General features: G+C 29.8%; 12 protein-coding genes. 10 read left to right on the top strand and 2 right to left on the bottom strand.

Annotated features, from left to right (window positions below; translation table 11 throughout):
- Positions 1-7: 7 nt before the first annotated feature.
- From M6G78_RS04440 to M6G78_RS04430, 3 genes are all read left to right on the top strand, one after another.
- Entirely contained in the window at positions 8-775 is a 768-nt protein-coding gene (locus M6G78_RS04440; protein WP_253229714.1) for an ABC transporter ATP-binding protein, read from the top strand.
- On the top strand, positions 765-2,831 hold the full coding sequence (locus M6G78_RS04435) for an ABC transporter permease (protein WP_253229713.1): 2,067 nt from the start codon (positions 765-767) through the stop codon (positions 2,829-2,831). Before M6G78_RS04440 ends, M6G78_RS04435 begins: the two co-directional genes overlap by 11 nt.
- Positions 2,832-2,973: 142 nt before the next feature.
- Positions 2,974-3,495: a methylated-DNA--[protein]-cysteine S-methyltransferase gene (locus tag M6G78_RS04430; protein WP_253229712.1), complete on the top strand. Its 522-nt coding sequence runs from the start codon at positions 2,974-2,976 to the stop codon at positions 3,493-3,495.
- A gap of 25 nt (positions 3,496-3,520) precedes the next feature.
- Here M6G78_RS04430 and M6G78_RS04425 read toward each other — a convergent pair whose 3' ends face one another.
- A complete protein-coding gene (locus tag M6G78_RS04425; RefSeq protein ID WP_253229711.1) occupies positions 3,521-3,997 on the bottom strand; it encodes a hypothetical protein in 477 nt (158 codons plus the stop codon).
- Between the two features lie 352 nt (positions 3,998-4,349).
- Here M6G78_RS04425 and M6G78_RS04420 point away from each other — a divergent pair, with 352 nt between their 5' ends.
- Together M6G78_RS04420 and metA are read left to right on the top strand one after the other, a co-directional pair.
- Positions 4,350-5,636: an O-acetylhomoserine aminocarboxypropyltransferase/cysteine synthase family protein gene (locus tag M6G78_RS04420; RefSeq protein ID WP_253229710.1), complete on the top strand. Its 1,287-nt coding sequence runs from the start codon at positions 4,350-4,352 to the stop codon at positions 5,634-5,636.
- A gap of 71 nt (positions 5,637-5,707) precedes the next feature.
- On the top strand, positions 5,708-6,652 hold the full coding sequence (metA, locus tag M6G78_RS04415) for a homoserine O-succinyltransferase (RefSeq protein WP_253229709.1): 945 nt from the start codon (positions 5,708-5,710) through the stop codon (positions 6,650-6,652).
- A gap of 103 nt (positions 6,653-6,755) precedes the next feature.
- Here the strand turns inward: metA and M6G78_RS04410 are convergent, their stop codons facing one another.
- Positions 6,756-6,926, bottom strand: coding sequence for a hypothetical protein (locus tag M6G78_RS04410; RefSeq protein ID WP_171020566.1), 171 nt, complete (start codon positions 6,924-6,926; stop codon positions 6,756-6,758).
- Between the two features lie 142 nt (positions 6,927-7,068).
- On the opposite strand from M6G78_RS04410, the gene M6G78_RS04405 reads away from it, so the two are divergent.
- The 5 genes from M6G78_RS04405 to M6G78_RS04385 all read left to right on the top strand — a co-directional run bounded on the left by M6G78_RS04405 (position 7,069) and on the right by M6G78_RS04385 (position 13,107).
- A complete protein-coding gene (locus M6G78_RS04405; RefSeq protein ID WP_253229708.1) occupies positions 7,069-7,752 on the top strand; it encodes a response regulator transcription factor in 684 nt (227 codons plus the stop codon).
- Entirely contained in the window at positions 7,742-9,094 is a 1,353-nt protein-coding gene (locus M6G78_RS04400) for a cell wall metabolism sensor histidine kinase WalK (RefSeq protein ID WP_253229707.1), read from the top strand. The genes M6G78_RS04405 and M6G78_RS04400 overlap by 11 nt, the downstream gene beginning before the upstream one ends.
- Positions 9,081-11,300: a DNA helicase PcrA gene (pcrA, locus tag M6G78_RS04395; RefSeq protein ID WP_253229706.1), complete on the top strand. Its 2,220-nt coding sequence runs from the start codon at positions 9,081-9,083 to the stop codon at positions 11,298-11,300. The genes M6G78_RS04400 and pcrA overlap by 14 nt, the downstream gene beginning before the upstream one ends.
- Positions 11,301-11,401: 101 nt before the next feature.
- Positions 11,402-12,334, top strand: a complete 933-nt coding sequence (locus M6G78_RS04390; RefSeq protein WP_253229705.1) for an AEC family transporter — start codon at positions 11,402-11,404, stop codon at positions 12,332-12,334.
- Positions 12,335-12,414: 80 nt separating this feature from the next.
- Entirely contained in the window at positions 12,415-13,107 is a 693-nt protein-coding gene (locus M6G78_RS04385) for a FadR/GntR family transcriptional regulator (protein WP_138268393.1), read from the top strand.
- Positions 13,108-13,208 lie beyond the last annotated feature (101 nt).

Genomic DNA, 13,208 nt, shown 5'->3' with positions numbered 1-13,208 from the left:
GAAAAAAATGGAAAAAGTATTAAGAGTTGAAAATATAGAAAAATATTATGGCAATAAATCAAATCTTACAAAAGCCATAAAAGATATAAGTTTTGATGTGGAAGACGGCGAATTTGTTGCGATAATGGGTTCAAGCGGAAGCGGTAAAACAACATTATTAAATGTTATATCAACAATAGACAAAGTAACAAGCGGCGATATTTTTGTTGGAGATATAAATATAACCAACTTAAAAGGCAAACACCTAAACGAATTTAGAAGAAACAGACTCGGTTTTATATTTCAGGATTTTAACCTTCTTGACACCCTTACCGCCTATGAAAACATAGCCCTCGCACTGACCATTCAAAAAATGAGAGTAAGTGAAATAGAAAAAAGAGTAAAAAACATATCGAGAGCCCTTGGAATAGAAGATGTGCTTGATAAATATCCTTATGAAATGTCGGGAGGACAGAAACAGAGAGTAGCCTGCGCAAGAGCAATAATAACAAATCCTAAACTTATTCTTGCCGATGAACCAACAGGAGCATTAGATTCAAAAAGCGCGAAAATGCTTCTCCAAAGTCTTGAACTTTTAAACAAAAAACTATCTGCCACAATTTTAATGGTTACACACGATGCTTTTACAGCATCAAAAGCACAAAGGGTTTTATTTATAAAAGACGGAAAAATATTTAATGAAATTCTAAAAGGAGACAGCAGCAGAAAAGAATTTTTTAATAGAATAATCGAAGTTGTGACACTTCTTGGAGGTGAGCTTAACGATGTTATTTAAGTTATCCATGAAAAACATTAAAAAAAGCATAAAGGATTATGCCATTTATTTCATGACACTTATTTTAGGTATTGCAGTATTTTACGTATTTAATTCCATGGATACACAAGAACCAATACAAAATTTTGCAAAATCATCCTATGACGTTGTTGGTTTAATGGTAAAAATGCTTTCGGGATTATCTGTTTTTATATCAATCGTACTTGGATTTTTGATAATATACGCAAATAATTTTTTAATAAAAAGAAGAAAAAAAGAATTTGGAATATATCTTATTCTTGGAATGGGTAAAGGGCAACTTTCAAAAATATTATTTTTAGAAACTCTTTTTATAGGTATAATATCTCTTTTTGTGGGGTTAATACTCGGCATTTTTGCTTCCCAGTTTATGTCTATAATAGTTGCCAGTATGTTTGAAGCGGATATGAACGAATTCAAATTTGTTTTTTCTTCTGGGGCACTTTTTAAAACAATATTATACTTTTCTTTAATGTATATATTTGTAATGATATTCAATACTTTTGTAATAAACAAATATAAGTTAATAGATTTAATAACGGGAAGTAAAAAAGTTGAAAAAATAAAAATGAGAAGTCCTTTTCTTTCTGTATTACTATTTATTATTTCAATTATTATGCTTGGATTTGCATATTATAAAGTAACAATTGACACTTTAGATTTATCTCAGGGAGATATAGTAAAATATATAATAATAGGCGCAGCCTCAACATTTTTATTTTTCTTCTCTCTTTCTGGATTTGTTTTAAAACTTGTAAAATCATGTAAAAAACTTTACTACAAAAACCTTAATATGTTTGTTTTAAAACAAATCAATTCAAAAATAAACACTACGGTTGTTTCAATGAGCATAATATGTTTAATGCTTTTTACAACAATATGTATGCTCTCAGCAGGGCTTGCTATGAATAAGTCTCTTACAAGTGAACTTACAAAATATAATCCCGTTGACATAACCATATCAAAGACAATGATGTTACCAAATAACGGAGAGTACTCCCCTTCTGCCGTTGACTTTTCAGAAAAAAGCATAAATGAAGTACTTGAAGATATGGGATACGATGTGGAAAATGATTTTAAAGACTTCAATGAAGTAAGCACTTATACCGCAGACACAGTTACATTAAAAGATACTTTAAAAAGTATTATAGATGAAATAAAAAAAGAAACCCCTACGGCACAATTTGATGCAGCAGAAAGCATAATGAAAGTTTCCGATTATAATAAAATCGCAAGAGTTTTTGGGAATGAAGAAATAAGTCTTAAAGAAGGAGAATATGCAGTAGTTTGTAACTATGACATGATGACAGGTTACAGAAACAAAGCATTAAAGATGGGAACAGAAATTACAATAAACGGCAAAACTTATAAACCTTCTGTAAGTGAATGTTACGATGGATTTATCGAAGATTCAATTCAAGCAATAAATTTAGGTATAATAATTGTTCCTGACAGTACTAAATTTACAAATGAACAAAAGGAAATAAACTACTTTAATGCAAATTATAATTTAGGAAATGAAGAACAAAAAGCTGATTTTGAAAATAAACTTACAAAAGAAATAGATGAAAACAGTGGGTTTAAAGATGTTGAAGATTATGGAATCAACATATCAACTTCAACTAGAATGTATAATTATGAATCATCAAAAGGGCTTGGCGCCACAGTTACTTTTATCGGTATATATCTTGGAATAATATTCCTTATTACATCTGCGGCTATACTTGCATTAAAAGAACTTTCGGAAAGTGCTGATAATATTGAAAGATATAAGATTTTAAGAAAAATAGGAACCAGCGAAAAAATGATAAATAAAGCTTTATTTATGCAAATAGGAATATTCTTTATACTTCCATTACTGCTTGCAGTAATACACTCTATATTCGGTCTAAAATTCTCCGATTATATTCTTTCAACAATAGGGCATATGAATATTCTTCCTTCTATAATTGTAACGGCAATAGCAATAATTTTAATATACGGAGGATATTTTCTTATTACATATTTTTCAAGTAAAAAAATAATAAAAGAAAAATAAAAAGAGGCTTAAGCCTCTTTTTTTAAGTAATATAAAATAATCATCGTATATAATTCAAATCAAATTATATAGTATAATTAAATAATATATTGTACTTACATTTAAAATAAAACTTAAAACAAAATATACAAGGAGAAAATCAATGCTTTACTGTGATACATATTATTCACCTTTGGGAAAAATTACCCTTATAAGCGATAATAAATATTTAATAGGTCTATATATAGAAGGTCAAAAATATTTCATGAATAAAATAAAAGAAACCCCTTTAAAAAATGAAGATATAGAAATTCTAAATAAAACAAAATTGTGGCTTGATGATTATTTCAGTGGAAGAAAACCAAGTATTGTAGATTTAAACATAAAACCAAATGCAAGTGATTTTCAAATGGAAGTATTAAATATACTATGTGAAATACCTTACGGAAAAACTACTACATACAAAGAAATATCTGAAAAGTTAAAAATAAAAATGAACAAAAAAAACATGTCACCTCAGGCTGTTGGAGGAGCCGTTTCTCATAATCCCATAAGTATAATAATTCCATGTCATAGAGTAGTAGGATCAGACGGAAACTTAACGGGATATGCTGGCGGTATAGAAAAAAAAATAAATCTTTTGGAATTTGAAGGTGTGGATACAAGTAAATTTTATATAAAATAAAAAAGAGGTTACCCCTCTTTTTTTATTAGTAATTAAAACTATCCATATTGATAAAATCAAGCATTTGTCCGTTAATTATACTATATAATTCAAGGTCGCTTTCAACCATCCATGTTCCGTTTTCTTTTATCATATTAACATCATAGGTAACTGTCGCCATTTTACCTTTTTCATAAATTTTATTTATCTCTTCCTCGTATAACTTTTCTATATGCTCGTTTATTTTATCCTCGCTAAAATTAGCCATATCTTCTGATGAATAGTCACCATTAAAAAGTCTATCCATTATATTATCCATTAAATTAGAATAGTCGATATTGGTAAATTCAACTGTTAAGATGGCACTGCTCTCATTTTGTTTTACAGAAACAATTTTATATGATAACTTTGATGTTAATTTATTTTGTGTATCTTCATCTATATTAGTATTAGTAATATCATTCATATATTCATCTACAGAAAGCCCTGATTGCTCAAATAATTCCTTAGAATCTCTCTCCATAGTTCCTATTTCAAAAAGCTTCTCAGGATTCTCGGCTGTTGTAATAATATGTATATACTCATTAAAAGTCTCTTCATCCCGTATTAGAACATGCGGATAAAGAAACAAGCATTAACAAACTAAAAAAGCACATAAACATTTTAAAATTTTCTTTTTCATTTTAATTTTCCATTTTATCATTATATATAAATTATATAGTATCTTAAGTGTACAAATATATTTTATGACCTGTTAATCTTATAACTGGTTATAGATAAAATCTATTTCTAAATAATAATTTATATATTTACTTATAACAAAATATTTGATAAGATTATTTCTACATTAACTTTTATACAGGAGATGACTAAATATGGACATTACAAATAAAAAACAAGGCACAAAGTGCGTTCAAGGCGGATATCAGCCTAAAACAGGAGAACCAAGAATTCTTCCTATAATACAATCAACAACATTTAAGTATTCAACAAGTGAAGAAATGGGAAAGCTTTTCGATCTTGAAGCAGAAGGATATTTTTATACAAGACTTCAAAACCCTACAAATGATATGGTTGCAAAGAAAATATGCGAACTTGAAGGAGGGGTTGCGGCAATGCTTACTTCTTCGGGACAAGCTGCTAACTTTTATGCGGTTATGAATATTGCTCAGGCAGGAGATCATATTATTTGTTCAACTGCAGTATACGGAGGTACATATAACCTTTACGCTCATACAATAAAGAAAATGGGAGTTGAATGTACTTTTGTAGATCCGGATATATCAAAAGAAGAACTTGATAAAGCATTCAAAGAAAACACAAAAGCTGTTGTAGGAGAAACAATAGCAAATCCTGCTCTTGTAGTATTAGACATTGAAAAATTTGCCAATGCTGCACATGAACATGGAGTACCTTTAATTATTGATAATACTTTTGCAACACCAATAAACTGCCGTCCTTTTGAATGGGGTGCAGATATTGTTACTCACTCTACAACAAAATACATGGATGGACACGCAACATGTGTAGGTGGGGCAATAGTAGACAGCGGAAACTTCGACTGGGATAAACATAAAGACAAATTCCCCGGTCTTACAACTCCTGATGTAACATATCACGGTCTTGTTTATACTGAAAGATTTGGTAAACTTGCTTATATAACAAAAGCAACAGCTCAATTAATGCGTGATTTAGGCTCAATTCAGTCCCCTGAAAATGCATTCCTTTTAAATTTGGGACTTGAAACACTTCATCTTAGAATGCAAAGACACTGCGAAAATGCTTTAGCAGTTGCAAAATTCTTAGATAATCACGAAAAAGTTGCATGGGTTAATTATCCGGGACTTGAAGGAAATAAATATTATGACCTTGCACAAAAATATATGCCAAACGGAACATGCGGTGTAATTGCATTTGGATTAAAAGGCGGAAGAGAAGCATCAGTAAAAATGATGGATAATTTGGAAATGACGGCAATTGTTACTCACGTTGCGGATGCAAGAACATCAGTACTTCACCCTGCAAGCCATACTCACCGTCAAATGAATGACCAAGAACTAATTGAAGCAGGCGTTCAACCTGATTTAATAAGATTATCAGTTGGTATTGAAGATATTGATGACATCATCGAAGATTTAAATAAAGCTCTTGAACTAGTATAAACAGAATTTTTATTAACATAAATCATGATGTAATAAAGTAATTTTTATAATAGAAAAGAGGATGATGAAATATGGCTGTTATAATACCAAAAGATTTACCTGCGGCAAAACAGCTCGACAGGGAAAATATATTCGTAATGCATCAGGAAAGAGCGGAAACACAAGACATAAGACCACTGGAAATTGCCATTGTCAATTTGATGCCTACGAAAATAGTAACGGAAACACAGCTTCTAAGGCTTATAAGTAATACACCTATACAGGTAAAAGTTGACTTAATTAATATGAAAAGCCATGTAAGTAAAAATACGTCTTACAAGCATTTAAAAACATTCTATAAAAATTTTGATGATATAAAACATAAAAAATACGATGGAATGATTATAACGGGTGCCCCTGTGGAAAAACTTGAATTTGATGATGTAAACTACTGGGAAGAACTTCAGCAGATTTTTGATTTCGCAGATAAAAATGTTTTCTCTACCATGTTTATATGCTGGGGAGCACAGGCAGCTTTAAACCACTACTACGGAATAAATAAAAAAGATCTTCCGGAAAAAATGTTTGGAGTATTCGAGCATAGAGTTTTAAGAAGAAGACCAATAGTAAGAGGATTTGACGATGTTTTCTATGCGCCTCATTCAAGACATACCCAGTGTCTTATTAAGGATATTAAGAAAGAAAAAGACCTTGAAATTGTTGCAAGCAGTAAAGAAGCAGGTGCTTATCTACTTGTAAGCAAAGACCAAAGAAAAATATTTGTATTCGGGCATAGCGAATATGATCCAAATACATTAAAAGAAGAATACGAAAGAGACAAGAAAAAAGGTTTAAATCCTAAAGTTCCAAAACATTATTTCCCAGATGATGACGATACTAAAAAACCAATAGTCAGATGGAGAGCACATGGAAATATGCTTTTTTCAAACTGGTTAAATTATCATGTATATCAAACTACACCTTTCGACCTTGAAAAACTTAACCAAATAGATAAAGAGTTTGGTTTTATAGAATAAAAAAATAAAAAGCAGCTTTTAAAAGCTGCTTTTTACTATATAATCTGTAATAGATTTTTAGAAGTATTGAGGGGATTAAGGGGTACTTCTAAATTTATCTATGCTAATCAGCTATTGAACAAGTTTTAATAACTTTCGCAATACCTTTTTCATTTAATGAAATTACTTTCATTTTATCAGAATTAACTACTATTTCTGAAAAACAGTTACTGCAAAAATATTTCTTTCTTCCAATTTTACCAATTTCTTTACTAGAACAATAAGGACACTTCATATAAACACTCCCTTTTCTCCTTATATGCCATTATTATATGATTAAAACCTTTAAATTACCTTAAAAAATTAAAATTTGTAAAAAAATTTGTTAAATTTAATTTTATGAATTATAATATTAAAAGCAGAAAGGAAAGATTAATATGAGAGTACTTATAGTAGAAGACGAAGTTACTTTGGCTAAACCTTTGGTTGCTCTTTTAGGGAAAAACCAAATTCTTGCAGATACCGTTGAAGACGGCGAATCAGGTTTAATGCTTGCAAGAAAAATGATATATGACGTTATAGTTTTAGATATAATGCTACCTCAAATGGATGGACTTAGTGTTTTAAAAACTTTAAGAGAAGAAAACAACTATACTCCGATTCTTCTTTTGACGGCTCTTGACAATATAGACGACAGAGTAAAAGGTTTGGACCTTGGGGCTGATGATTACCTTACAAAACCTTTTGACACAAAGGAACTTATAGCAAGAATTAAAGCTTTGTCAAGAAGAGGAAAGGGAAGTATCTCTGATGATATAATAAGCATAGGAAACGTAAGCCTAAACACAAACGATGCATCTCTTACGGTAGGAGAAAGAAAGGAAAACTTAACTAAAAAAGAAGCAAATCTTCTTGAAACCCTAATGAGAAACAAAGACCATGTTTTATCAAAAGATTATATACTTGATAAAGTATGGGGAATTGACAGTTATGCAATAGATAACAGCGTTGAAATATATATACATTACTTAAGGAAAAAATTATCTAACGATGCAGACGTAAAAATAATAACCAACAGAGGGCTCGGTTATTCCTTAAAGGAAAAAAGCGATGATAAATAAAATAAAAAACAAACTGATTTTTATAAATACTTTTGTTTTACTGGTCATTTTACTTTCAATGACTGCTTTTATTTACCTGCTTTCATCTTATTCCTTTTCTGAGTCTTCCGATAATGAACTTATTAATATGGTATATCAAGCAAAAAGATATACAAAAAGCAATTTTAAAAATACAAGTGATTTATCTTATAATGAAGAATTAAAATATTTTAAACAACAAATTGATTCAGGTAAATGTAAAATCGTTATTTTTGACGAAAACTTAAATCAAACATATAGCTATGGCAAAATGAACGTTGACGAAAATATTTTTGCGGATATTGCTTACTGCTATTTCTATGATCCAGACGATAAAAACATAGAAATAAAAGAACAAGACGGGAAGTATGTTTTTACAAACTATTCTTATGGCAATGTCTCATTTAGAAGCTGCACAACTCTTGTAATTAACGATAGCGGAAATATGCAGCTTATTTTAATGGCAAAAGATAATACAGAGCAAAACTCAAATCTTAACATAATTCTTTCAGCTTTGATTATTGCAATAATAGTGGGCGTAATTATATCTCTTCTTGGAGGATTTTACACTGCCGACAGAGCTTTGGTTCCAATTAAAGATACAATAGACAATCAAAAACAATTTATCGCTGATGCATCCCATGAGTTAAGAACGCCTATTGCGGTAATTAAAACAAATCTTGAACTTATACAAACAAATGAAGACGAAACGGTAAAATCACAGGAAATGTGGTTTGAATATGCAAAAAGTGAAATAAACAGAATGGATAAAATGGTTGGAGATTTACTTACTCTTTCAAAAGCAGATTTAGGTCAAATCCCATTTAACAATAAAGAATGTGATATAGTACACCTTGTAAAAGACGCAATAGAAAAAATAGAGCCTATTGCAATAAAAAAACAAATAAGAGCTTATATGTACTGCTCATATGATAAAGTTATGGCAAATGTTGATGAAGATAAGTTTACACAGCTTATGATGATACTTTTAGACAATGCGGTAAATTATTCATATGAAAATACAAACATTATAACGGCTTTAAAAGTAGATAAAGCAAAAAATAATATTACAATTAAAGTTAAAGACCAAGGCATTGGAATGAAAAGAGAAGAAATCAAAAAAGTCTTTACAAGATTTTACAGAGTAGACAAAGCCAGAAGCAAAAGAAAAAATGGCAGCGGACTTGGTCTTCCAATAGCTAAATGGATAGTTACAAACTTAAATGGAAATATAAACATTGAAAGCATTGAAAATAAAGGAACTGATGTTATAATAACACTTCCTTTAATATCTTACGAGGAGAATGAAAATGGACTTACTTAGTATGTTAAATGATAAACAACAGAAGGCCGTTACCTGTGTTAACGGACCTCTTCTTATTCTTGCGGGAGCAGGAAGCGGAAAAACAAGAACAATAATTCATAGAATTGCTTATATAATAGAAAATGGATATGCAAAACCTTGGGAAATTCTTGCTCTTACATTTACAAATAAAGCAGCAGGAGAAATGAGAGAAAGAATTGACTCAATGGGAATTCCTTTCACTTCTGATATATGGATGGGAACATTCCACTCAATTTGTGCAAGAATTTTAAGAATGGAAGGGGATAATCTAGGGTTTACAAGTAATTTTTCAATATATGACGATGATGATACAAAAAGACTTTTAAAAACAATACTTAAAGAACTTGATATTTCAGATAAAGAATTTCCGGTAGAAAGCGTTAAAGCGCAAATTTCTTTACTAAAGAACGATCTTGAAACAAGCGACGACTACATGGACGAGCATGGAGATTTTGACGAAGGATATACAGAGGCAAGAATTGCACAAATATACAGTGAATATCAAAAAAGACTTTTAAGTGCAAATGCCATGGACTTTGATGATTTGCTTTTAAATACAAATATTCTTTTTGCGAAATGTCCTGAAGTATTAAATAAATATAGAAATAGATTCAAATATATTCTTGTAGACGAATATCAAGATACAAATATTTCTCAGTATGCAATAATAAGTAAAATGGCTGAAGGTCACAGAAATATATGTGTATGCGGTGATGATGACCAAAGTATTTACGGTTGGAGGGGTGCATCAATAAGAAATATCTTAGAATTTGAAGATGACTTTGAAGATGCCAAAATAATAAGACTTGAACAAAATTACAGATGTACAAAGAATATTTTAAATGCCGCAAACGGTGTAATCGAGCATAATAAAAAGAGAATGGGTAAAACTTTGTTTACCGATAATGAAGAAGGAGAAATCATAAAATATCTTCATGCAAATTCGGATTTGGAAGAATCTTCAATTATTGCCAGGGAAATATTCTGCTTAAATGAATATCATGACATTCCATATAGTGACATAGCAATTTTATACAGAACAAACGCACAATCCCGTGTACTTGAAGAAGGTCTTATGAGAAGAAATATCCCTTATCAAATTGTTGCGGGAACAAAATTCTATGACCGTATGGAAATTAAAGATATTCTTGCATATCTAAAACTTTTAGTAAATCCAAAAGATGATATTGCATTTATTAGAGTAATCAATACTCCAAAAAGAGGAATAGGTCCTGCAAGTATAGAAAAAATAAGAGATTATGCTTTCATGAAAGGCATATCCATGTATGAAGTTATAAAAGATATAGACACCTGCCCTTTATTTAAAGGAAGTGTAAAAGAAAAGCTTACTTTATTTAAAGATACAATGGAAGAACTTGAAAGAATAGCAAAAGAAAATTCTTTAATGGATACTGTAATAAACACAATTCACTTAAGCGGATACGAACAAATGCTTAAAGAAGGAAAAGTTGAAAACGCACAAAACAGACTTGAAAACTTAGACGAACTTGTAAATGCTGCGGGAGATTTTGAAAATAACGAAGAAGATGGTTCTCTTGAAGCTTTCCTTGAAAATGCAGCACTTGTTGCGGGAGTTGATTCTTATGATGAAAACAGCTCTAAGGTACTACTTATGACTCTTCATAATGCAAAAGGACTTGAATTTAACATTGTATTTATGCCGGGAATGGAAGAAAATTTATTCCCTACATACAGAGCCGTAAACGAAGAAAGCGAAATGGAAGAAGAAAGAAGACTTTGCTATGTTGGAATAACAAGAGCAAGAAAAAAACTTTATATGTCTTCAGCCGAAACAAGAAGAGTTTACGGAAGAAACGAAATGAGAAATCCTTCAAGATTTTTACTTGAAGTTCCCGATGAACTTATTGAAGGAATCAGTGCAATAAAAGAATCAAATAAGGAAAAAGAAATTATTAATAACAATGTTAAAAAGATGTATGACCCTTATGCAAATACAATAAGACAAACACAAAATCTTTTTAAACAAAACAATACATTTGACGAAAAACTTAGCCCGGGAGACAAAATAGACCATAATGCATGGGGAGAAGGTACTGTTGTAAGCATTGAAGGAAGCGAAGATGACATGAAAATCACAGCAGCATTCCCTGAAATCGGCATTAAAAAATTCATGGCATCAGTTGCAAAATTCAAAAAAATATAAATTAAAGTCTTTACTTAAAGTAAAGACTTTTTATTTTTATCTTTTAAAGATTATTTATTTATACTATACTTTAACTATATTTAATTAAAAAAGGACAGAACATGGATATTAGTTTAATTTTAGCAAAAGAAATTTTAGAACTTTTTATAATAATGTTTTTAGGGTATATTATCGTAAAAGTAGGAGTATTAAAATCAGAGGACAGCAAGAGTATATCTGCAATACTTGTTTATCTACTAACTCCCTGTATGATAATAAACTCATTTATGATTGAATATGATGAAAAAATAAAAACAGGTTTAATATTTGCATTTATAATTTCTATATTGGTTCATATTCTTTTTATTATTCTTACATCACTGTTAAATAAATTATTTAATTTTAATGTAGCAGAAAAAGTAAATATAATTTATACAAATGCGGGGATATTGGTTATTCCTCTTATAAGCTCCATTTTAGGAAAAGAATATGTAATATATTCCTGTGCTTTTATTGTAGTTCAACTAATACTTCTTTGGACACATTGTAACAGTCTTCTTAAAGGAATAAAGAAAATTGAAATAAAGAAAATAATTTTAAATGTAAATATTATTTCTATATTTATAGGAATGTTGATATTTATATTTAGAATAAATCTTCCAAGTATTATAACTGATACCGTAGATACATTAGGTTCTATGATGGGACCTATTGGAATGTTAATAGCCGGAATGGTAATGGGGGAAGTTTCCATAATAAATCTATTTAAGAAAACAAGATATTATTTTATATGTTTCTTAAGGCTTATAATATATCCTTTAATTACATTATTTTTATTATATATAACAAATGCATCGAGTTATATTATAGACGGAAAAAATATCTTAATGATAGTTTATCTTGCATGTGTTACTCCTTCCTGTGCAACGGTTACTTCAATGATACAGCTATACAACTTAGATGCAAAATATTCAAGCAGTCTTTATGTTTTAACGACACTTTTATCTATTATTACAATTCCTATTATGATAGGTATTTATAATGTGTTAATATAAATATTTGTATGATAACTCTTGACAAACATCAGACAAGTTACTTATAATCAATATACACTTAATGTTTTCGGAGAAATATCATGCAAGAAGAAAAGAAAAACTTAACACAAATAACTGCTGATAAATTAAGAGATTTAATTACAAAAGAAAAAATATATAAAACGGGAGAAAAACTGCCAAACGAAAATTCCCTTTCAAAAAAACTGGGAGTTAGCCGTTCTACCCTTCGAGAAGCTGTTAAAACTCTTGTTTCAGAAGGTATTTTAGATGTTCAAAGAGGCAGGGGAACATTCGTAAATGATACTTTAAACAGATATGCAAAAAACGATATGGGGATAAATTCGTTTACTGATATGAAGATTACCCTTAGAGACTTATATGAAACAAGAATGATATTCGAACCAAGTGCAGCTGCCCTTGCATGTAAAAGAGCAAGCGACAAAGAAATAGAAGAAATATTAAAACTTGGAGAAAAATGTCAAAATTTAATTTTGCAAAATCCAACGGCAAAAGAAAGAATAAAATCGGAAAATGACTTTCACTGTGCAATAATAAAAGCATCTCACAACGAATTTATAAGTTCATTTATGCCGGTACTTACACAAACAATAGAAAAAACATTTGCCCTAAACTATAATCTTGACATTATTGCAAAAGATGCATACAAAGACCATGCTATGATAATGAATTTCCTAAAAAAAAGAGATTCAGAAGCATTAAAAAGTGCGGTTACCATACATTTGCATCATGCTTTTTGGACAGAAGAACTTTAAAGACTTCAAATATATGAAGTCTTTTTTTATTAAAATAAATTAAAATAAAACATAAAATATACAGTAATAAAGCTTGGAATAAAAATTTTTTAAAATTTTCA

The organism is Anaerofustis sp. NSJ-163 (genome assembly GCF_024135845.1).
Classification (GTDB): domain Bacteria; phylum Bacillota; class Clostridia; order Eubacteriales; family Anaerofustaceae; genus Anaerofustis; species Anaerofustis butyriciformans.
The sequence above is the reverse complement of the archived record's forward strand: the minus strand, read 5'-3'. Positions and strand labels throughout refer to the sequence as shown.